Origin of the sequence: Klebsiella sp. GG_Kp175, assembly GCF_040062325.1 — a bacterium.
GTDB lineage: Bacteria > Pseudomonadota > Gammaproteobacteria > Enterobacterales > Enterobacteriaceae > Klebsiella > Klebsiella quasipneumoniae.
Map to the genome: position 1 here is coordinate 61,626 of NZ_JBEAFX010000017.1, position 22,017 is coordinate 83,642.

Genomic DNA, 22,017 nt, shown 5'->3' on the forward strand with positions numbered 1-22,017 from the left:
CAGCTTTACTTGGTTAGTTTCGGATTATTGCCGCTGTGTCGCCGAATTCTGCGTCTGATGCGCTTAACCAGACGCGCCACTTTCCAGGCGCGCTTAATACAGTAGCCATAAAGGAAGAAGGCCACCAAAAAGAGAATTAACATCACCCATTCCGGCACAATGCGGGTATATTCCGCCGCGACGCCAACCAGCGCCAGCAGGGCAGCGGCCAGGGTAATCAGGACGAACGCCTGGCGGGAAGTAAACCCGGCGCGCATGATCAAATGATGAATATGCTGCCGGTCCGGTGAGAAAGGACTCATGCCTTTACGCAGGCGGCGATACATAATCGCCACCATATCCATCAACGGGATAGCGATAATCCACAGCGCAGTGACCGGGCTGATGGGATGCGTTTTACCTTGGGTGGTTTCCAGCAGGATCCAGATGATGGTGAAGCCAATCATGGTGCTGCCGGCGTCACCCATAAAAACTTTATAGCGGCGGCCGAGGGCGCCAAGATTAAGAAGAATATAGGGCAGAATGGCGGCGATCATCGCAAAACACCACATCGCCAGGCTGTACTGGCCATCAAACCAAAGGATGATCCCGGTCGCCGCAAAGGAGACCGATGACAGGCCGCCGAGCAGACCGTCAATCCCATCGACCATATTAAACGCATTGATGGCGGCCCAGACGGCAAACAGAGTAAGGAAGAAGCCGAAGGGCCCCAGCACCAGCTCCCACGAGCCAAAAATAAAGCCCAGACTACTCAGATGCAGATTCCCTGCCATCATCATAATCACGGCGATCGCGGCCTGAATGACCGCGCGAATTTTCACGCTGATGTCAAAGCGATCGTCCAGCGCACCAACCAGCACCAATACCCCCGCACAGGCCAGATACAGCGAGGCGTGAGGAATATAATAATCGGCGATAGCGAAGGTAAAACAGATGCCTGCATAAACTGAGATACCACCGACCAACGGAATCAACCCCTGATGCCGTTTGCGATAGTTTGGTTTATCCACTAACCCAATCTTTTTTGCCACTTTCCGCGCGACAAAAATAAAGAGGGTCGTGAATAAGAAAATACTGATTAATTCAGTAATAGCAGTGAGTAAATTCACAACGCATGTGCTCTCAGCATAGTTAATCCGGGAAGTATAGCGATGATGCCCCAACTCCAGAAGGGGAAAAGCAGAACATTACAAATTTATTGTATAGATTTTAGTCTGTTAAAGCTGTCTCCGCCTGCTGTCCGGCGCCATTATACGACAACTTTCGTCCCGCTTTCTCTGTCTCTGGATCATACAAATCCCAAAATGAAAACGCCACGCAAAGGCGTGGCGTTTCTGGCTTTTTTTACCTTACGAGCGCTTCATCATATCGAAGAAGTCATCATTCGTCTTAGTCATTGCCAGTTTATTAATGAGGAATTCCATCGCGTCGATCTCACCCATCGGATGGATAATTTTGCGCAGGATCCACATTTTCTGCAGCTCTTCCTGAGTGGTGAGCAGCTCTTCTTTACGCGTACCGGAACGGTTGTAATCGATAGCCGGGAAGACGCGTTTTTCAGCAATCTTACGAGAGAGGTGCAGCTCCATGTTACCGGTGCCTTTAAACTCTTCGTAGATAACTTCATCCATTTTGGAGCCAGTGTCGATCAGCGCCGTGGCGATGATGGTCAGGCTACCGCCCTCTTCAACGTTACGCGCTGCGCCGAAGAAACGCTTCGGACGGTGCAGGGCGTTAGCGTCCACACCACCGGTCAGCACTTTACCGGAAGCCGGGACCACGGTGTTGTAGGCGCGCGCCAGACGGGTAATGGAGTCGAGCAGGATGATAACGTCTTTCTTGTGTTCAACCAGACGTTTCGCTTTCTCGATAACCATCTCAGCAACCTGAACGTGACGGGATGCCGGTTCGTCGAAGGTGGAAGCAACGACTTCACCTTTGACCAGACGCTGCATCTCGGTCACTTCTTCCGGACGTTCGTCGATCAGCAGCACCATCAGCACGCAGTCCGGATGGTTGTAAGCGATGCTCTGCGCGATGTTCTGCAGCAGCATGGTTTTACCGGCTTTCGGCGGCGCGACGATCAGACCACGCTGGCCGCGGCCAATCGGGGAAGCCAGATCCAGTACGCGAGCGGTTAAGTCTTCGGTAGAACCGTTACCACGCTCCATACGCAGACGAGAATTCGCGTGCAGCGGCGTTAAGTTCTCGAACAGGATCTTGTTACGGGCGTTTTCCGGCTTGTCGTAGTTAACTTCGTTAACTTTCAGCAGCGCAAAGTAACGCTCACCCTCTTTCGGAGGACGAATCTTACCGGAAATGGTGTCACCAGTGCGGAGGTTGAAACGGCGGATTTGGCTGGGGGATACGTAGATGTCGTCAGGGCCGGCGAGGTAGGAGCTGTCTGCGGAGCGGAGGAATCCAAATCCATCCTGCAGTATCTCCAGTACGCCGTCGCCAAAGATATCTTCGCCACTCTTCGAATGCTGCTTGAGGATGGCAAAAATAATATCCTGCTTACGCATACGAGCCAGATTTTCCAGCCCCATATTTTCGCCGAGAGTAATCAGCTCAGAAACCGGCGTATTCTTTAATTCGGTAAGATTCATAGTGGTGTGGGTTCTTAAACTCGGGGTAAATCTCGAACTTAATGTTGTGAATGGTATGGCAGGAACTTCCATGCCTGTTAACGGCCTTCATCTCGTGTCTGTACGTTGCCTGGTCACAGGAAAGAACGCAGAACTGAAACGACTAGACGGAATGAGTGAAAAGCCCGGAATTAATAGCTTCACGCGCATTTTTTTGCGGGATGCTTCGGGTAAAACAAGATTCAAACAAGGTATGTTTAAAACGAAGTCTGTGGATTAACTTAGCACGACTCCAGCCGGGCGTCCAGAGTTCCGCAAAAAATAGGAATCTGGACGCCGGAACAGCAATTCGCTTACGCCAGGTTGGCGTCGAGGAACTCTTTCAGCTGACCCTTGGACAGGGCGCCAACTTTGGTGGCCGCCACTTCGCCGTTTTTGAACAGCAGCAGGGTTGGGATGCCGCGAATGCCGTACTTCGGCGCGGTACCCGGGTTCTGGTCGATGTTCAGCTTAGCTACGGTCAGTTTGCCCTGATACTCTTCAGCGATCTCATCCAGAATCGGGGCGATCATTTTGCACGGACCACACCACTCTGCCCAGAAATCGACGAGGGTCAGCCCGTCAGCCTTGAGTACGTCCGTGTCAAAACTGTCGTCAGTCAGGTGAATAATTTTATCGCTCATATTTAACTCCACAGGAATAAGCCTGGTGTGTTGGTGTCGTAGCCATCAACGACGCGCTGCAGCTACGTTATGCACGCTATTCTTCAGGATACCTCAATTCTCTGGTCTGCCAACTGGCGTGATCCATCATGGACCCACCTTTTGACGCCAGGGTTGCCCGAACGCGAACTGCATGCTGCAGATTTATCGCTCCCGACTCGCTTAGTGGTCTAAGCTATCCTGGATTCGTTCAGTTACCGTAGACGTACCTTGAATAATTTCGCACACCGCCAACGAAAGGTTGACGTTATTTCACCGGATACGCTTTCTTAATGCAATAGTTAGCTGATATTCTACCACACTATGAGCAAAACACATTTAACAGAACAGAAGTTTTCCGACTTCGCCCTGCACCCGGCAGTCATTGAAGCCCTTGAAAAGAAAGGGTTTCATAATTGCACACCTATTCAGGCCCTCGCCCTTCCGCTGACGCTGGAAGGCCGCGATGTCGCCGGGCAGGCGCAAACCGGTACCGGTAAAACGATGGCGTTCCTGACGTCGACGTTTCATTATCTTCTCTCTCACCCGGCTATCGCCGATCGCCAGGTAAACCAGCCGCGCGCGCTGATTATGGCGCCGACGCGTGAACTGGCGGTACAGATCCACGCGGACGCTGAACCGCTGGCGCAGGCCACCGGTCTGAAGCTGGGTCTGGCTTACGGCGGCGACGGCTACGATAAGCAGCTGAAAGTGCTGGAAAGCGGCGTCGACATTCTGATCGGCACCACCGGTCGTCTGATCGATTACGCGAAGCAAAACCACATTAACCTCGGCGCCATACAGGTCGTCGTGCTGGACGAAGCCGATCGCATGTACGATCTCGGCTTTATTAAAGATATCCGCTGGCTGTTCCGCCGCATGCCGCCGGCCACTCAGCGTCTGAACATGCTGTTCTCCGCGACCCTTTCCTATCGCGTACGCGAACTGGCGTTCGAACAAATGAACAACGCCGAGTACGTTGAAGTCGAGCCGGAACAGAAAACGGGCCACCGTATTAAAGAAGAGCTCTTCTACCCGTCCAACGAAGAAAAAATGCGCCTGCTGCAGACGCTGCTGGAAGAAGAGTGGCCCGATCGCGCCATCGTCTTCGCCAATACCAAGCATCGTTGTGAAGATATCTGGGGCCATCTCGCCGCCGACGGCCATCGCGTAGGTCTGCTGACCGGCGACGTGGCGCAGAAAAAACGTCTGCGTATTCTCGAAGAATTTACCCGCGGCGACCTCGATATCCTGGTCGCGACTGACGTTGCCGCTCGTGGCTTGCACATTCCGGCCGTGACCCACGTCTTTAACTACGATCTACCAGACGATTGCGAAGATTACGTTCACCGCATTGGCCGTACCGGTCGCGCTGGCGCCAGCGGTCACTCCATCAGCCTCGCCTGCGAAGAGTATGCGCTGAACCTGCCGGCTATCGAAACCTATATTGGTCACTCAATTCCGGTCAGCAAGTACAACCCGGACGCGCTGATGACCGATCTGCCGAAGCCGCTGCGCCTGACCCGTGCTCGCCCAGGCAACGGCCCGCGCCGCAACGGTCCACCGCGCAATCGTCGTCGTTCAGGTTAAGAAATCTATGCTATACGCTCAATCATTCAGAATGTGCCAGGGCGCGCTTCCCCGGCAACCCGCTCAGTTACACGGATTGGGCACAAGCGCCCCGTCGACCAGGGAGCCTTCTGAACGATGAAGAGCATGAGCTCCACCTCGCTGTATGCCGCCATTGATTTGGGCTCCAACAGTTTTCATATGTTGGTGGTGCGCGAGGTGGCTGGCAGTATCCAGACGCTGAGCCGCATTAAGCGCAAAGTCCGTCTTGCCGCCGGCCTGAATAGCGACAACACGCTCTCCGCAGAAGCGATGGAGCGCGGCTGGCAGTGCTTACGCCTGTTTGCCGAACGCCTGCAGGATATTCCGCCGGCGCAAATCCGCGTCGTGGCCACCGCCACGCTGCGTCTTGCCGTCAATGCCGGCGAATTTCTGGCGAAAGCGCAGGAGATCCTCGGCAGTCCGGTACAGGTCATTAGTGGCGAAGAAGAAGCGCGTCTGATTTATCAGGGGGTCGCCCACACCACCGGCGGCGCCGATCAGCGTCTGGTGGTCGATATCGGCGGCGCCAGCACCGAACTGGTGACCGGAACCGGCGCGCAAACGACCTCGCTATTTAGCCTGTCGATGGGCTGTGTGACCTGGCTTGAACGCTATTTCGCCGATCGCAGCCTGACGAAAGAAAATTTCGATCTTGCCGAGGCGGCCGCGCGTGAGGTGCTGCTGCCCGTCGCCGATGTGCTGCGCTATCACGGATGGAAAGTGTGCGTTGGCGCCTCCGGCACCGTTCAGGCTCTGCAGGAAATTATGATGGCGCAGGGGATGGATGAGCGGATCACCCTGACCAAACTCCAGCAGCTTAAACAGCGCGCCATTCAGTGCGGACGCCTGGAAGAGCTGGAGATCGAAGGCTTAACCCTTGAGCGAGCGCTGGTGTTTCCAAGCGGGCTGGCGATCCTTATCGCTATCTTCAGCGAACTGAATATTCAGTGTATGACCCTCGCGGGCGGCGCGTTACGTGAAGGTCTGGTGTACGGCATGCTGCATCTCTCCGTTGAACAGGACATCCGCAGCCGCACTCTGCGTAATATTCAGCGTCGTTTTATGATCGACACCGAACAGGCCCAGCGCGTCGCTGGTCTCGCCAGCCACCTGCTCAGCCAGCTGGACGGCAGCTGGGAGCTGGATCCGCTAAGCCGCGACTTGCTCCTCAGCGCCTGTGCATTGCATGAAATTGGCCTGAGCGTGGATTTTAAGCGCGCGCCGCAGCACGCGGCCTATCTGGTCAATAATCTCGACCTGCCCGGCTTTACCCCGGCGCAGAAGAAGCTGATTGCGACGCTGCTGCTTAACCAGACTAACGCCATCGACCTCTCATCGCTTCATCAGCAGAATGCCGTCCCGCCGCGAGTTGCCGAACATCTTTGTCGCCTGCTGCGACTGGCGATCCTCTTTGCCAGCCGGCGGCGTGACGATTTGCTGCCCGCCATCAATCTTGTGGCCGATGATGAAAAACTGTCCCTGACGCTGCCGGAAAACTGGCTGGATAATCACCCGCTTGGGGCTGAGCTGATCGAACAGGAATGCCAGTGGCAGAGCTATGTGCACTGGGTGCTTGAGGTGAAGTAATACGCTGAACATTGCCGGGCGGCGGCTTCGCCTTACCCGGCCAGCTTATCGCTATCCTTTCTCTTTAGCTTTTGCCAGCATGGCGCGAATGTTCGCCACGTTAGCCTGTCCTTTATGCATTCGCTCTTCAGCGGTAATCACTTTGCGCGCCTGCTCCCAAATCAGATCGTCCTGGGGTAGCTCCAGCAGAAAACGGCTCGGTTCCGGGCGCACCACCTCACCATACTGCCGGCGCTCCTTACAGAGCGTAAAGGTCAGCTCTTTCTGCGCGCGGGTGATGCCCACGTAGGCTAACCGGCGCTCTTCATCGACATTATCTTCATCAATGCTGCTCTGGTGCGGGAGCAATCCCTCCTCCATGCCCACCAGGTAAACATACGGGAACTCCAGCCCTTTTGAGGCATGGAGGGTCATCAGCTGCACCTGATCCAGCTCTTCATCCGATTCGCCGCGCTCCATCATGTCGCGCAGCGTAAAGCGGGTGACCACCTGCGTCAGGGTCATCGGCTCATCGATTTCGCTGCCTTCCAGCATCTCGGTCATCCAGGTGAACAGCTGGTTGACGTTTTTCATGCGCATTTCCGCGGCTTTCGGGCTGGGCGAGGTTTCATACAACCAGGATTCGTAATCAATCCCGCGGATCAAGTCGCGCACGGCGTTGACCGGCTCGCGTTCGGCCAGTTGCTGGATCTCGCGCAGCCAGTGGGTGAAGCGGGTGAGTGATTCATAGCCGCGCCCGGTCAGCGTCTGGCTAAGACCCATATCAAAGCTGGCGGTGAACAATCCTTTGTTGCGGCCCATCGCCCACTCACCGAGCTTTTGCAGCGTCGCCGGGCCGATCTCGCGCTTCGGCGTGTTGACGATACGCAGGAAGGCGCTGTCGTCGTCCGGGTTGGTCAGCACGCGCAGATAGGCCAGCAGATCTTTAATTTCCGGGCGCGAGAAGAACGACGTGCCGCCGGAGATTTTGTACGGGATGCGGTTCTGCATCAGCATCTTTTCAAAGACCCGCGACTGGTGATTGCCGCGATAAAGGATCGCGTAGTCTTTGTAATTGGTTTTATTGATAAAGTGGTGGGCGATCAGTTCCCCGGCCACGCGCTCCGCTTCATGATCTTCATTGTTGGCGGAGAGCACTTTCAGCTCAGCGCCGTATCCCAGTTCGGAGAACAGACGCTTTTCAAAAACGTGCGGGTTGTTGGCGATCAGAATGTTAGCGGCTTTCAGAATACGCCCGGAGGAGCGATAGTTCTGCTCAAGCTTGATAACCTGCAGCGCCGGGAAGTCCTGGCTGAGCAGCACCAGGTTCTGTGGCCGCGCGCCGCGCCACGAGTAGATCGACTGGTCATCGTCGCCTACCACTGTAAAACGCGCCCGCTGGCCCACCAGCAGCTTCACCAGCTCATACTGGCTGGTGTTGGTATCCTGATACTCATCCACCAGCAGGTAGCGGATCTTATTCTGCCAGCGTTCGCGCACCTCCTCATTGCGCTGCAGCAGCAGCGTCGGCAGCAGGATCAGATCGTCAAAATCGAGGACATTGCAGGCCTTCATATGCGCATCGTACAGTCCATAGCAGTGGGCGAAGATGCGATCCCGTTCGCCTTTCGCACCCGCGGCGGCCTGCGCCGGGGTTTTCAGATCGTTTTTCCAGTTGGAGATCGTCGAGATCAACTGCTGGAGCACCACTTTGTCATCTTCGATCAACCCTTCGGTCAGCTCTTTGAGCAGCGCCACCTGGTCAGTATCGTCGAATAAGGAGAAGTTAGACTTCATGCCCAGCGCGGCGTATTCCCGCTTGATGATATCCAGCCCCAGAGTGTGGAAGGTGGAAATCATCAGCCCGCGCGCCTCTTTGCGCCCCAGCGTTTGCCCAACGCGCTCTTTCATCTCGCGCGCGGCTTTGTTGGTAAAGGTCACGGCCGCGATATGGCGCGCCTGATAGCCGCAGCCGCGGATCAGGTGGGCGATTTTATTGGTGATCACGCGGGTCTTACCGGAGCCGGCGCCCGCCAGCACCAGGCAAGGTCCGGTTACAAATTCGACGGCTTGTTGTTGGCCAGGGTTTAAACGCATGGGAGTCTTGCTCAATCTTCGAACGGGGTGGCGATTGTAGCAGAAAGCGGAGCCGAGATTTACCGACTGATGGTAAAGTGAAGAAATCGCGATTAACCCGTAGAGCAGAACCATGAAAAAGACCGCAGCAGCCCTGCATATCCTGGTCAAAGAAGAGAAACTGGCCCAGGAGATCCTTGCCAAACTGGAACGCGGCATCAGCTTCGATCATCTGGCAAAGCGCTATTCGAAATGCCCGTCCGGGCGTAACGGCGGCGATCTGGGGGAGTTTCAGCAAGGCGCGATGGTCGGCCCATTCGATCAGGCGGTCTTTAGCTGCCCACTTCTCAAGCCCTACGGTCCGGTAAAAACCAAATTTGGCTACCATATCATTAAGGTGCTTTATCGCCGCTGACGCGTGGTATATTGCGCCCCGATTTATCTCAACCTATTCAAGGCACGATCATGGCAAAAACAGCAGCAGCACTGCATATTCTTGTTAAAGAAGAGAAACTGGCTCTGGATCTTCTGGAGCAGATTAAAAACGGCGCCGACTTCGGTAAGCTGGCGAAGAAGCACTCCATTTGCCCATCAGGCAAACGCGGCGGTGATTTAGGTGAGTTCCGCCAGGGCCAGATGGTGCCGGCGTTCGATAAAGTGGTTTTCTCCTGCCCGGTGCTGGAGCCAACCGGCCCGCTGCATACCCAGTTCGGCTACCACATCATCAAAGTGCTGTACCGGAAATAATAAAAAACCCGGGGATCTTAATCTCCGGGTTTTTGCCTGATGGCGCTTCGCTTATCAGGCCTATTAAACAAATCCATTCCTCTATGGATTTCGGCTTGCCGGAAGGCGGCAAGGAAGTACATCCCCGTGAACATAGATTACTATGTGACTGGGGTGTACGTACCGTAGCCAACGCATCGGCAAGTCGAAAGACGACGAGGAATTAGCCGGCTACCGCGATACGTTTCATATCGGTCATATAACCGCGCAGTTTCTTACCAACCTGCTCAATAGCGTGGCTGCGAATGGCTTCGTTAACATCACGCAGCTGAGCGTTGTCTACCGCGCCTTCGGCAATCGCCGTACCCAGGTCGCCAGTCTGCAGGGTGGTCATGAACTCTTTCAGCAGCGGTACGCAAGCATAAGAGAACAGGTAGTTACCATATTCAGCGGTATCAGAGATAACCACGTTCATCTCGTACAGACGCTTACGGGCAATAGTATTGGCGATCAGCGGCAACTCGTGCAGAGATTCATAGTACGCGGACTCTTCGATGATGCCGGAGGCCACCATGGTTTCGAAGGCCAGCTCAACGCCCGCTTTCACCATCGCGATCATCAGAACGCCTTTATCGAAGTACTCCTGCTCGCCGATTTTACCTTCATACTGCGGCGCGGTTTCGAACGCGGTTTTACCAGTCTCTTCACGCCAGGTCAGCAGTTTCTTATCGTCGTTCGCCCAGTCCGCCATCATACCGGAGGAGAATTCGCCGGAAATGATGTCGTCCATGTGTTTCTGGAACAGCGGCGCCATAATCTCTTTCAGCTGCTCGGAGAGCGCATAAGCGCGCAGTTTCGCCGGGTTAGAGAGGCGATCCATCATCAGGGTAATGCCGCCCTGCTTCAGCGCTTCGGTGATGGTTTCCCAGCCGAACTGAATCAGTTTTTCTGCATACGCCGGGTCGGTACCTTCCGCCACCAGCTTGTCGAAGCACAGCAGAGAACCCGCCTGCAGCATGCCGCAGAGGATGGTCTGCTCGCCCATCAGGTCAGATTTCACTTCGGCAACGAAGGAAGATTCCAGCACGCCCGCACGGTGGCCGCCGGTCGCCGCTGCCCATGCTTTCGCAATGGCCATGCCTTCGCCTTTCGGGTCATTTTCCGGGTGTACCGCGATAAGCGTCGGTACGCCGAAACCGCGTTTGTACTCTTCACGCACTTCGGTACCCGGGCACTTCGGCGCCACCATCACCACGGTGATGTCTTTACGGATCTGCTCGCCCACTTCCACGATGTTGAAGCCGTGGGAGTAGCCCAGCGCCGCGCCGTCTTTCATCAGCGGCTGTACGGAGCGCACAACGTCAGAGTGCTGTTTGTCCGGGGTCAGGTTAACCACCAGGTCCGCCTGTGGGATCAGCTCTTCATAAGTGCCGACTTTAAAACCGTTTTCGGTCGCTTTACGCCAGGAGGCGCGCTTCTCGGCGATCGCTTCTTTGCGCAGCGCATAGGAGATATCCAGGCCGGAGTCACGCATGTTCAGACCCTGGTTCAGACCCTGCGCGCCGCAGCCGACGATGACCACTTTTTTACCCTGAAGGTAGCTTGCGCCATCGGCGAATTCGTCGCGCGCCATAAAGCGGCATTTGCCCAGCTGTGCCAGCTGCTGGCGCAGGTTCAGTGTATTAAAGTAGTTAGCCATGTCTGTAACTCCGTGATGTTGTGTCGTGCTTATTGTTCGGTTCGCTTTTGCGAGAATGAACTTACTATATGACAGGAATTTTATTGCGGAAATTGATATATTCACAACGTCACGTTGCATTTTATGAAATACAAAACCGGGGAGTACGCGCCGTGGATTTACGCGATCTGAAAACCTTTCTGCATCTGGCGGAAAGCCGCCATTTTGGCCGCAGCGCGCGGGCCATGCATGTCAGCCCGTCGACGCTTTCGCGCCAGATCCAGCGTCTGGAAGAGGACCTCGGCCAGCCGCTGTTCGTGCGAGATAATCGCACGGTGACCCTTACCGAAGCCGGGGAAGAGTTACGTACCTTTGCCCAACAGACTTTACTGCAGTATCAGCAGCTTCGTCACGTCATCGATCAGCAGGGCCCTTCGCTCTCCGGCGAGTTGCACATCTTCTGCTCCGTCACCGCCGCCTATAGCCATCTGCCGCCGATCCTCGACCGCTTTCGCGCCGCGCACCCCTCGGTGGAGATCAAGCTGTCGACCGGCGACGCCGCCGACGCCATGGAGAAGGTGGTCACCGGCGAAGCCGACCTGGCGATTGCCGGTAAGCCGGAGACTCTGCCAGGGTCGGTGGCGTTTTCGATGCTGGAGAACCTCGCCGTGGTGTTAATTGCCCCGGCCCTTCCCTGCCCGGTGCGCAACCAGGTGACCGTCGAGCGCCCCGACTGGTCGACAGTGCCCTTTATCATGGCCGACCAGGGGCCGGTACGTCGGCGCATCGAGCTGTGGTTTCGGCGGCATAAAATCAGCAATCCGTCGATCTACGCCACCGTCGGCGGGCACGAAGCGATGGTGTCGATGGTCGCCCTGGGATGCGGCGTGGCGCTGCTGCCGGAAGTGGTGCTGGAGAACAGTCCGGAGCCGGTACGCAACAGGGTGATGATCCTGGAGCGCAGCGATGAGCAAACGCCGTTTGAGCTGGGCGTTTGCGCACAAAAAAAGCGGCTGCATGAGCCGCTTATTGATGCTTTCTGGAAAATTCTTCCCAACCACTAACCCGCGAGGAAAAAGCGGAATGCCGGGTTATGCGTTTCGTCGTGGCACTCATAGCCCAGTTCATTAAGACGGGTTTCAAAGTCCGGCTCGTGCTCGCCCAACTCGAAGGCCGCCAGTACCCGACCATAGTCAGTGCCGTGGCTGCGGTAGTGGAACAGTGAAATATTCCAGTGGGTGCCAAGGGTATGCAGGAATTTCAGCAGCGCCCCCGGCGATTCCGGAAACTCGAAGCTGAACAGCCGCTCCTGCAGCGCTTTTGACGGCCGGCCGCCGACCATATAGCGCACATGCAGCTTAGCCATCTCATCATCAGAGAGATCCACCACGCTGTAGCCGCCGTCGTTCAGTAACTGGAGGATCTCTTTGCGCTCTTCCAGGCCACGACTCAGGCGTACCCCGACAAAAATACAGGCGTCTTTGGCATCGGCAAAGCGGTAGTTGAACTCCGTCACCGAGCGGCCCCCCAGTAGCTGGCAAAACTTCAGAAAGCTGCCCTTCTCTTCCGGGATCGTCACCGCCAGCAGCGCTTCGCGCTGTTCCCCGAGCTCGCAGCGCTCAGACACGTAGCGCAGACCGTGGAAGTTGACGTTGGCCCCGGACAGGATGTGAGCCAGTCGCTCGCCGCGAATATTGTGCTGAGCGACATATTTCTTCATCCCCGCCAGCGCCAGCGCGCCGGAAGGCTCTGCCACCGCCCGCACATCTTCGAACAGATCCTTCATCGCCGCGCAAATAGCGTCGCTGTCGACGGTGATGATGTCGTCCAGATACTCCTGGCACAGACGGAAGGTTTCATCGCCGATGCGTTTGACCGCCACGCCTTCGGCAAACAAGCCGACGCGCGGCAGGTCCACCGGATGACCGGCGTCCAGCGCCGCCTTCAGGCAGGCCGAATCTTCCGCTTCCACCGCGATCACTTTAATCTGCGGCATCAGCTGCTTGATCAGCACCGCCACGCCTGCCGCCAGGCCGCCGCCGCCCACCGGGACGAACACGCGGTCGATGTGGGCATCCTGCTGCAGCAGCTCCAGCGCCAGGGTTCCCTGACCGGCGATGACCATCGGGTGATCGAACGGCGGCACCCAGGTAAAGCCCTGCTGCTGCGCCAGCTCAATCGCCCTCGCCTTCGCTTCGTCAAAGTTGGCGCCATGCAGCAGCACTTCGCCGCCAAAGCCGCGAACGGCATCCACTTTGATGTCGGCGGTCGCTACCGGCATCACGATCAGCGCCTTAACGCCCAGCCGCGATGCGGAGAACGCCACGCCCTGGGCATGATTGCCCGCCGAGGCGGTGATCACCCCGTGGGATTTCTGTTCCGCGGTCAGGCTGGACATCATCGCGTAGGCGCCGCGCAGCTTAAAGCTGTGTACCGGTTGGCGATCTTCGCGCTTCACCAGAATAACGTTATCCAGGCGAGAAGAGAGTTTGTCCATTTTTTGCAGCGGCGTTTTCTGCACCGCTTCATACACCGGCGCGCGCAGCACTGCTCTCAGGTATTCGGCGCCCTCAGGGGCGCCGGACAGGGGTTGTGAATCCGCCATGATTAGCCACCCAGTTTCGATTTATCGCGAACCGCGCCTTTGTCGGCGCTGGTCGCCAGGCTGGCGTAGGCGCGAAGGGCAAAGGAGACTTGACGCTGGCGATTCTTCGGCGTCCACGCCTGGTCGCCACGCGCTTCCTGGGCTTCACGACGCGCCGCAATTTCCGCATCGCTCAGCTGCAGCTGGATGCTGCGGTTCGGAATATCAATCGCGATCATGTCGCCATCTTCAATGAGCGCAATGTTGCCGCCGCTCGCCGCTTCCGGTGAGACGTGACCGATAGAAAGCCCTGAGGTGCCGCCGGAGAAACGGCCATCAGTGATCAGCGCGCAGGCTTTGCCCAGCCCCATCGACTTCAGGAAGCTGGTGGGGTAAAGCATCTCCTGCATCCCCGGCCCGCCTTTCGGCCCTTCGTAGCGGATCACCACGACGTCGCCTTCAACGACTTTACCGCCGAGGATGGCCTCAACCGCATCGTCCTGGCTCTCATACACTTTCGCCGGACCGGTAAATTTCAGGATGCTGTCGTCCACGCCGGCGGTTTTCACGATACAGCCGTTTTCCGCGAAATTGCCGTACAGCACCGCCAGGCCGCCGTCCTTGCTGTAAGCGTGTTCCAGAGAACGGATACAGCCTTCGGCGCGATCGTCATCCAGCGTATCCCAGCGGCAGTCTTGCGAGAACGCCTGAGTGGTACGGATGCCCGCCGGGCCGGCGCGGAACATTTTTTTCACCGCGTCGTCCTGGGTCACCATCACATCGTACTGTTCCAGGGTCTGCGGCAGCGTCAGGCCGAGAACGTTTTTGACCTCGCGATTCAACAGCCCGGCGCGGTCCAGCTCGCCCAGAATGCCCAGCACGCCGCCGGCGCGATGCACATCTTCCATATGGTATTTCTGCGTGCTCGGCGCCACCTTACACAGCTGCGGCACTTTGCGGGAAAGCTTATCGATATCGCTCATGGTGAAGTCGATTTCAGCTTCCTGCGCCGCCGCCAGCAGGTGCAGAACGGTGTTGGTGGAACCGCCCATGGCGATATCCAGCGTCATGGCGTTCTCAAAGGCCGCCTTGCTGGCGATATTGCGCGGCAGCGCGGAAGCGTCATCCTGCTCGTAATAGCGTTTGGTCAGCTCAACGATACGTTTCCCGGCGTTAAGGAACAGCTCCTTACGATCGGCGTGGGTCGCCAGCAGAGAGCCGTTACCCGGCTGCGACAGACCCAGCGCTTCGGTCAGGCAGTTCATGGAGTTGGCGGTGAACATCCCGGAACAGGAGCCGCAGGTCGGACAGGCGGACCGTTCCACCTGATTACTCTGCTCGTCGGACACTTTCGGATCCGCCCCCTGGATCATCGCATCCACCAGGTCGAGCTTGATGATTTTATCTGACAGCTTGGTTTTCCCGGCTTCCATTGGGCCGCCGGACACAAAGATCACCGGAATGTTCAGGCGCAGGGAAGCCATCAGCATCCCCGGGGTGATTTTGTCGCAGTTGGAGATACAGACCATCGCATCCGCACAATGGGCGTTAACCATGTACTCCACCGAGTCGGCGATCAGCTCGCGGGATGGCAGTGAATAGAGCATACCCCCGTGGCCCATGGCGATCCCATCATCCACTGCGATGGTGTTGAATTCTTTGGCCACGCCACCGGCGGCTTCAATCTGCTCGGCAACCAGTTTGCCGAGGTCGCGCAGGTGCACGTGCCCAGGAACAAACTGGGTAAAGGAGTTAACGACGGCGATAATCGGTTTGCCGAAATCGTCATCGGTCATCCCGGTTGCGCGCCACAACGCGCGGGCGCCCGCCATATTGCGGCCATGTGTGGTGGTGGCGGAACGGTACTTAGGCATGCTCTTTTTACTCCCATCTGTGTTTATTAAATGGGACGGTGCGTGCCGTCCCATTTTTAATTACTTACTTACCGGATCCAACCAGCCCCATTTATCTTCTGTTTCACCGGTGAAGAGGCCAAAGAAGGCTTCCTGAATGCGTTTGGTGACCGGACCGCGACGGCCTGCGCCGACCTGGATGCCATCCACGCTGCGTACCGGGGTGATTTCCGCCGCGGTGCCGGACATGAAGACTTCATCCGCCAGGTACAGGGATTCACGGGACAATACCTGCTCGCGGACTTCAATACCGAGATCTTTCGCCAGCTTGATGATGGCGTCGCGGGTAATGCCCGGCAGCGCGGAAGAGGTAAACGGCGGAGTGAACAGCACGCCGTCCTTCACTTCAAACAGGTTTTCGCCAGCGCCTTCAGAGATATAGCCGTTAACATCGAGGGCGATACCTTCCTGGTAGCCATGGCGACGCGCTTCGCTGCCAACCAGCAGCGAGGAGAGATAGTTGCCGCCGGCTTTCGCCGCCGTCGGGATGGTGTTCGGCGCCGCGCGGTTCCAGGAAGAGACCATGGCATCGATCCCCTGCTCCAGCGCTTCTGCGCCGAGGTAGGCTCCCCACGGGAACGCCGCGATGATCACGTCAGTGTTGTAACCCGGAGGCGGGTTTACCCCCATGCCGACATCGCCAACAAACACCAGCGGGCGGATATAAGCGCTGGTCAGATTATTAGTGCGAATGACTTCGCGGCAGGCTTCCATCAGTTCGTCGACGCTCTGGGAGACCGGGAAACGATAAATTTTGGCTGAGTCATGCAGACGCTGCATATGTTCGCGATGACGGAACACCACCGGGCCTTTGTGCGAGTCGTAGCAACGGATGCCTTCGAATACCGAGGTGCCATAGTGCAGCGCATGGGACATCACATGAACTTTCGCTTCGCCCCACGGAACCATCTCGCCATTGAACCAGATGTAATCAGCTTTTTTCGTCGTCATTTTTCTTCCTTTGCGCTCAGGCGCGGATTTGTTGTGATGTGGGTTGCTGGATCTCGACGCAGGCAACGTCGACCAGTTTACTTAATTGACTAAACAGTAATTCGACGGGCCGCGGGCTGGCAACGGTCAATTCGATATTTATGTTCTGTGCGTCCGCTGCGGTTTCCATGTTCATTGCGCAGATTTGAAAACCACGGTGACGGACAACGCGCAGCACGCGCTCTAAGGTTTCCGGGTTGAAACGTGCCTGTAAAGCGACCTGATGTTGCATCATGATAATTTCTCCAGCATTTCAGAGTTACTGGCGCCGGGCGGCACCAACGGCCAGACATTCTCAAGTTCGTCGATTGAGACATGAAGCAGGTATGGCCCCTGGCTCGAAAGCATGGTGTCGAGTGCCGCTTCAACCTGGTCTTTACGGGTGATGTGTTGGCCAGGAATACCGAAGGCGCTGGCCAGCGTGAGGAAATCAGGGTTATCAGTCAGAGTGGTTTCGCTATAACGTTCCTGGAAAAACAGCTGCTGCCATTGTCGAACCATCCCTAACCGCTGGTTGTCGAGTAATACGATCTTCAGCGGTAACTGCTTGCGTTTTACGGTGCCCAGCTCCTGCACATTCATCATGAAGGAGCCGTCACCAGAGATACAGATCACCGTATCGTTAGGGCGCGCCACCTGGGCGCCAACGGCGGCCGGCAGGCCAAAGCCCATGGTGCCTAAGCCGCTGGAGGTGATGAAGTTTTCCGGGCGGGTATAGGTCATATGCTGAGCCGACCACATCTGATGCTGGCCTACGTCGGTTGTCACCACGCTGTCCGCCGGCTTGCGGTCGGAAAGCTGTTTCAGCAGCAGCGGCGCGTAGATAGCCTCACCGGGATGATCGTAACGCCAGGCGTGATCGGCACGCAGTGCGGCACTCCGCTCGCGCCAGCCATCGATCGCTAACGGCTGCTGCAGCGCTGGCAGCAAGCGGTTCAGATCGCCGGTCAGACCAATGTGCGCCTGGCGCAGCTTGTTCAGCTCCGCCGGATCGATGTCCATATGGATCACTTTGGCATGCGGCGCGAAGGTGTTGAGCTTGCCAGTCACGCGATCGTCAAAGCGCGCGCCGACAGCGATCAGCAGATCGCACTCCTGTACCGCCAGATTGGCCGCCTTGGTGCCGTGCATTCCCAGCATGCCGAGATAATACGGGTAATCGGCGTCCACCACGCCCAGCCCTTTCAGGGTGCAGGTCGCCGGCATCCGGGTCACTGCGAGGAATTCGCGCAGCGCCGGTACCGCCTGCGCCATGCCGACCCCGCCGCCAACATACAGCATCGGTTGCTGCGATTGAGCCAGCATCTGCAGAGCCTGAGCCACTTCCGCCTGCGGGAATGCCATCTCATCGGCGACCATAGAGAAATGGGGATCGAGATCGCCCTGCGCCATCTGAATATCCTTAGGGATATCAACCAGCACCGGGCCTGGACGGCCTGAGTTTGCCACCTGGAAAGCTTCAGCAATGACCCGCGGCAGCTCGTCCAGAGACTGCACGAGGAAACTGTGCTTAGTACAGGCCAGTGACAAACCGAGAACGTCTACCTCCTGGAACGCATCCGTGCCGATGAAGGGTGCGGCCACCTGGCCGGTGATAGCGACAATGGGGATGGAGTCAAGCAAAGCGTCCGCCAGGCCGGTGATCAGGTTGGTTGCGCCCGGGCCGGAAGTCGCGATACATACCCCGGTTTTACCGGTTGCTCGCGCATAACCAATGGCCGCCATGGCTGCCCCTTGCTCATGCCGGCACAGCAGGTGCTCCACGCCGCCGTCATACAGTGCATCGTAAACCGGCATAATTGCGCCACCCGGATAGCCAAAAACGGTGTCGACCCCCTGTGTCCGCAAAGCATGTACCACCCACTGCGCGCCATTCATAGTTAGTTCCCCGTCATAAATCGGGAGAAACAGAATTTTATGCTAAAAGTCATCATCTGCTCCTCGCTTAGGTTATTTCAGTTATAAAAAAACCCCCGGACCTTTCGGTGCGGGGGTCTTAGTTCGTTAAGGCTTGATTATTAAGCCTTTCCTCGTCCAAGTGCAGCCCCGCACGGTGGGATAATAATCACCACCACGCTAATCACGACCAGGCTAATCACTCGTAGAAGGGCTGTCATTTTCTGTACTTTCTGGCTTCTTGTTCGAAGGAATACCTAAAGAGGTACCACAGACATCACATAAAACACAAGATTTTTTTATATCTCTGTTGCTGAGCAGCCTAACAGTTTCAGCAAAAATAATTGTTTTATATGAAAAAATTCGAAGATGAAAAAAACTCAGTTTTCTCTCGCCTGCCGCGCTCTTTTACGCCCTCCTTCCCAACGCCGCTCTGTTTTGCGAGCGAAGTTCCAGTTTCGGCTAAATGTAACGATATGGCGCGAAAAGTATGGATTTATGGTCCTAACTTCTCACTATTGCCGATCCCGTTTTAACACAGGTCAGCCATAATCCTGCCTGGTCCAGGAGGTTTTATGTCGCTCGCCATCGTCTATACCCGCGCGGCGCTCGGTATCGAAGCGCCATTGATTACTGTCGAGGTTCATCTCAGCAACGGTCTGCCCGGCCTGACTATGGTCGGACTGCCGGAGACCACCGTGAAAGAGGCCCGTGACCGGGTTCGCAGCGCCCTGATCAACAGCGGCTACGCTTTCCCTGCGAAGAAAATAACCATTAACCTGGCACCAGCGGATCTGCCTAAAGAGGGCGGGCGATACGATCTACCTATCGCTCTCGCGCTTCTCGTTGCCTCAGAGCAGCTCAACACGACGCGACTGAATCAATATGAGTTTGTGGGCGAACTCGCCCTCACAGGTGGGTTACGCGGCGTTCCAGGGGCGATCCCCAGCGCAATGGAGGCCATCAAAGCCGGCCGGCGCATCGTCGTCTCCTCTGATAATGCGGCTGAGGTCGGCCTGATCGGCGGCAGCGATTGCCTGGTCGCCGACCATCTGCAGGAGGTGTGCGCTTTTCTCGCGGGGCAGACATCGCTTTCGCCGCCTCTCGCCGAGGCACCCTCTGTTGATGAGCGCGGCGAAGATCTGCGCGATGTTATCGGCCAGCAGCAGGGCAAGCGAGCGCTGGAGATTGTGGCCGCCGGGGGTCACAACCTGCTCCTGATCGGCCCACCCGGCACCGGGAAAACCATGCTTGCCAGCCGGCTACCCGGTCTCCTGCCGCCCTTAAGCAATCAGGAAGCACTGGAGAGCACGGCCATTCAGAGTCTGGTCAATCTGCATACCGCGAAGACCCGGTGGCGTCAGAGGCCGTTTCGCGCACCTCATCATAGCGCCTCGCTGGCAGCGATGGTGGGCGGCGGCTCGATACCGGTCCCCGGTGAGATTTCCCTGGCCCATAATGGCGTGCTGTTTCTTGATGAGCTGCCGGAGTTTGAGCGGCGTGTACTGGATGCGCTGCGCGAACCCATTGAGTCAGGCAAGATCCACATATCACGCTCGCGCGCCAAAATTGACTATCCGGCGCGCTTTCAGCTTATCGCGGCGATGAACCCAAGCCCGACAGGGCATTATCAGGGCAAACATAATCGTACATCGCCTGAGCAGACATTACGTTATCTGGGACGTCTGTCAGGCCCCTTCCTTGACCGCTTCGATCTCTCCTTAGAGATCCCGCTGCCGCCGCCAGGGATACTGAGCCAGGGCACGCAGGGCGAAGAGTCTAGCGCAACGGTCCGACAACGGGTGCTGGCGGCGCGCGAACGGCAAATGCTCAGACAAAATAAGCTCAATGCGCATCTTGAGAATCGTGAAATGAAGAGCTGCTGCCACTTACGGCGGGAGGACGCTGTCTGGCTGGAACAGACGCTAACGCAGCTGGGGCTCTCTATACGAGCCTGGCAGCGTCTGTTAAAGGTGTCGAGAACCATTGCCGATCTGGCAGAGGCTGAAGAGATTGAACGCCGTCATTTGCAGGAGGCGCTCAGCTATCGGGCGATAGACCGGATGCTAAACCATCTGCAGAAAATGATGGCGTAAAAAAAGGGCTTACGCCCTTTTTTCTTAGTCATCGCTTTCGGTGTAATCGTCAGCGCCTTCCATCTGCGGTTTGCCGCCGGAAAGAGTATGGAAACGCTTCGGCCGCTTGATGCGCGCCATATACTTAATCCATACGCGTTCTGCTTCCGTTACCGGCTCACGCTCACCACGGCACACCGAGACAAACTGTTTTTCATCATCGGTAACAGGTTCGCGTTTACCCAGTTCCAGTTCGTTAAAGGCATAACCATGACGTTCCAGCAGTTGCGCCTCTTTGATGGTGAAATCACCGTGACGGGAGAACCCGCGTGGATAATTTTTATTGTCGAAAAAACGATTAGTCGTCGTAAAGCTTTCCGCCATCCTACACGCTCCTGATTCTTTGGCCGAGCTATTTATGGCGCGGAGTATTAGTTACGCTTGACAGAGCGTCAAACAAAACATTTAAATCATCACGACAAATAATTTTGTGGAGAACGGTGTGGATACGGAATTGCTCAAGACTTTCCTGGAAGTGAGCAGAACTCGTCACTTTGGGCGAGCAGCAGAGGCGCTTTACCTGACGCAGTCAGCGGTCAGCTTTCGTATTCGTCAGCTGGAAAATCAACTTGGTGTGAACCTGTTCACCCGACATCGTAATAACATTCGCCTGACGACCGCCGGAGAAAAGCTCCTGCCCTACGCCGAAACGCTAATGAATACCTGGCAGGCTGCGCGCAAGGAGGTCGCACACTCTTCGCGACATAATGAATTCTCCATCGGGGCCAGCGCCTCGCTGTGGGAATGCATGCTTAACGACTGGCTCGGCACCCTCTACAGCGCACCTTACAATCTCCAGTTTGAAGCGCGTATCGCGCAGCGGCAGTCGCTGGTTAAACAGCTTCACGAACGCCAGTTGGATCTGCTGATCACCACCGAATCGCCGAAGATGGATGAATTAAGCAGCCAGCTGTTGGGTAATTTTACTCTTGCCCTGTATTGCACATCGCCTGCAAAAAACAGAAATGAATTGAACTACTTGCGCCTTGAATGGGGGCCCGATTTTCAGCAAAACGAAGTGGGTCTGATAGGAAGCGATGATGTTCCGCTGCTCACTACCTCTTCAGCTGAACTGATCTATCAGCAATTATCGCGTCTGAGCGGCTGCTGTTGGCTACCTGTTCGCTGGGCGAAAGAGAAGCATGGGTTACATACGGTCATGGACAGCGCTACGCTGTCCCGCCCACTCTATGCGATCTGGTTACAAAATAGCGATAAGCAGGCGCAGATCCACGAGATCCTGAAAAGCCCTATCCTGGAATAAGCGGTACTCTCCATGGACGGAGAGGAGCAAGGTATTTTGAATAGGGATATTGCAGATGGATAGTAGAGATAAAAAAAAATCCTTTGCCTGAGCAAAGGATTCTTATAAATGGCAGGGGCGGAGAGACTCGAACTCCCAACACCCGGTTTTGGAGACCGGTGCTCTACCAATTGAACTACGCCCCTAAAGCTTTCTTACCACTAAGCCTGCTATCTGAGCAGGCTTAATGTTAAATAAGTGGCGGAACGGACGGGACTCGAACCCGCGACCCCCTGCGTGACAGGCAGGT

At 56.4% G+C, this 22,017-nt stretch carries 19 protein-coding genes and 1 tRNA gene; 7 read left to right on the forward strand and 13 right to left on the reverse strand.

Annotated features, from left to right (window positions below; genetic code table 11):
- Positions 1-5 precede the first annotated feature (5 nt).
- From wecA to trxA, 3 genes are all read right to left on the reverse strand, one after another.
- Positions 6-1,109: a UDP-N-acetylglucosamine--undecaprenyl-phosphate N-acetylglucosaminephosphotransferase gene (gene wecA / locus ABLU73_RS20970; RefSeq protein WP_004886849.1), complete on the reverse strand. Its 1,104-nt coding sequence runs from the start codon at positions 1,107-1,109 to the stop codon at positions 6-8.
- Positions 1,110-1,349: 240 nt separating this feature from the next.
- Positions 1,350-2,609, reverse strand: coding sequence for a transcription termination factor Rho (gene rho / locus ABLU73_RS20975; protein ID WP_002883293.1), 1,260 nt, complete (start codon positions 2,607-2,609; stop codon positions 1,350-1,352).
- Between the two features lie 332 nt (positions 2,610-2,941).
- The gene (trxA, locus tag ABLU73_RS20980) at positions 2,942-3,271 is read right to left on the reverse strand and encodes a thioredoxin TrxA (protein ID WP_002883224.1); all 330 of its coding nucleotides are present in this window, start codon (positions 3,269-3,271) and stop codon (positions 2,942-2,944) included.
- Positions 3,272-3,613: 342 nt separating this feature from the next.
- Between trxA and rhlB the strand changes: the two genes are divergently transcribed.
- Positions 3,614-4,879 (forward strand): ATP-dependent RNA helicase RhlB, encoded by a 1,266-nt coding sequence (gene rhlB, locus ABLU73_RS20985; RefSeq protein ID WP_002883222.1) that lies wholly within the window; start codon positions 3,614-3,616, stop codon positions 4,877-4,879.
- Between the two features lie 117 nt (positions 4,880-4,996).
- Positions 4,997-6,487, forward strand: coding sequence for a guanosine-5'-triphosphate,3'-diphosphate diphosphatase (gene gppA, locus ABLU73_RS20990; protein WP_023319439.1), 1,491 nt, complete (start codon positions 4,997-4,999; stop codon positions 6,485-6,487).
- A gap of 51 nt (positions 6,488-6,538) precedes the next feature.
- On the opposite strand, the gene rep is transcribed toward gppA, so the two are convergent.
- The gene (gene rep, locus ABLU73_RS20995; RefSeq protein ID WP_004886858.1) at positions 6,539-8,563 is read right to left on the reverse strand and encodes a DNA helicase Rep; all 2,025 of its coding nucleotides are present in this window, start codon (positions 8,561-8,563) and stop codon (positions 6,539-6,541) included.
- Between the two features lie 112 nt (positions 8,564-8,675).
- Between rep and ppiC (ABLU73_RS21000) the strand changes: the two genes are divergently transcribed.
- On the forward strand, positions 8,676-8,957 hold the full coding sequence (ppiC, locus tag ABLU73_RS21000; RefSeq protein ID WP_004886860.1) for a peptidylprolyl isomerase PpiC: 282 nt from the start codon (positions 8,676-8,678) through the stop codon (positions 8,955-8,957).
- A gap of 50 nt (positions 8,958-9,007) precedes the next feature.
- Positions 9,008-9,289 (forward strand): peptidylprolyl isomerase PpiC, encoded by a 282-nt coding sequence (ppiC, locus tag ABLU73_RS21005; RefSeq protein WP_004886861.1) that lies wholly within the window; start codon positions 9,008-9,010, stop codon positions 9,287-9,289.
- Between the two features lie 202 nt (positions 9,290-9,491).
- Here ppiC (ABLU73_RS21005) and ilvC read toward each other — a convergent pair whose 3' ends face one another.
- Positions 9,492-10,967, reverse strand: coding sequence for a ketol-acid reductoisomerase (ilvC, locus tag ABLU73_RS21010; RefSeq protein ID WP_002883178.1), 1,476 nt, complete (start codon positions 10,965-10,967; stop codon positions 9,492-9,494).
- Between the two features lie 152 nt (positions 10,968-11,119).
- Here ilvC and ilvY point away from each other — a divergent pair, with 152 nt between their 5' ends.
- Positions 11,120-12,010: an HTH-type transcriptional activator IlvY gene (gene ilvY / locus ABLU73_RS21015; RefSeq protein WP_002883176.1), complete on the forward strand. Its 891-nt coding sequence runs from the start codon at positions 11,120-11,122 to the stop codon at positions 12,008-12,010.
- Here the strand turns inward: ilvY and ilvA are convergent.
- From ilvA to ilvL, 6 genes are all read right to left on the reverse strand, one after another.
- Positions 12,007-13,551, reverse strand: a complete 1,545-nt coding sequence (gene ilvA / locus ABLU73_RS21020; RefSeq protein ID WP_017899412.1) for a threonine ammonia-lyase, biosynthetic — start codon at positions 13,549-13,551, stop codon at positions 12,007-12,009. The two genes, ilvY and ilvA, sit on opposite strands and share 4 nt — an antisense overlap.
- A 2-nt stretch (positions 13,552-13,553) precedes the next feature.
- Positions 13,554-15,404 (reverse strand): dihydroxy-acid dehydratase, encoded by a 1,851-nt coding sequence (gene ilvD / locus ABLU73_RS21025; protein WP_114506520.1) that lies wholly within the window; start codon positions 15,402-15,404, stop codon positions 13,554-13,556.
- A 60-nt stretch (positions 15,405-15,464) separates the two neighbouring features.
- Complete coding sequence (ilvE, locus tag ABLU73_RS21030; RefSeq protein ID WP_002883171.1) at positions 15,465-16,394, reverse strand: branched-chain-amino-acid transaminase; 930 nt, start codon at positions 16,392-16,394, stop codon at positions 15,465-15,467.
- Between the two features lie 16 nt (positions 16,395-16,410).
- On the reverse strand, positions 16,411-16,668 hold the full coding sequence (gene ilvM, locus ABLU73_RS21035; protein WP_004886870.1) for an acetolactate synthase 2 small subunit: 258 nt from the start codon (positions 16,666-16,668) through the stop codon (positions 16,411-16,413).
- Positions 16,665-18,311: an acetolactate synthase 2 catalytic subunit gene (gene ilvG / locus ABLU73_RS21040; RefSeq protein WP_004886873.1), complete on the reverse strand. Its 1,647-nt coding sequence runs from the start codon at positions 18,309-18,311 to the stop codon at positions 16,665-16,667. The genes ilvM and ilvG overlap by 4 nt, the downstream gene beginning before the upstream one ends.
- 140 nt (positions 18,312-18,451) lie before the next feature.
- Complete coding sequence (gene ilvL, locus ABLU73_RS21045; RefSeq protein ID WP_001311244.1) at positions 18,452-18,550, reverse strand: ilv operon leader peptide; 99 nt, start codon at positions 18,548-18,550, stop codon at positions 18,452-18,454.
- Between the two features lie 354 nt (positions 18,551-18,904).
- Here ilvL and ABLU73_RS21050 point away from each other — a divergent pair, with 354 nt between their 5' ends.
- Positions 18,905-20,425: a YifB family Mg chelatase-like AAA ATPase gene (locus ABLU73_RS21050; protein WP_101993721.1), complete on the forward strand. Its 1,521-nt coding sequence runs from the start codon at positions 18,905-18,907 to the stop codon at positions 20,423-20,425.
- Positions 20,426-20,449: 24 nt separating this feature from the next.
- Here ABLU73_RS21050 and ABLU73_RS21055 read toward each other — a convergent pair whose 3' ends face one another.
- Complete coding sequence (locus ABLU73_RS21055) at positions 20,450-20,788, reverse strand: DUF413 domain-containing protein (RefSeq protein WP_004886877.1); 339 nt, start codon at positions 20,786-20,788, stop codon at positions 20,450-20,452.
- A gap of 118 nt (positions 20,789-20,906) precedes the next feature.
- Between ABLU73_RS21055 and hdfR the strand changes: the two genes are divergently transcribed.
- Complete coding sequence (gene hdfR, locus ABLU73_RS21060; RefSeq protein ID WP_264924743.1) at positions 20,907-21,728, forward strand: HTH-type transcriptional regulator HdfR; 822 nt, start codon at positions 20,907-20,909, stop codon at positions 21,726-21,728.
- 109 nt (positions 21,729-21,837) lie between these two features.
- Here the strand turns inward: hdfR and ABLU73_RS21065 are convergent.
- Positions 21,838-21,913: transfer RNA gene (locus ABLU73_RS21065), tRNA-Trp, on the reverse strand.
- Between the last annotated feature and the right edge of the window lie 104 nt (positions 21,914-22,017).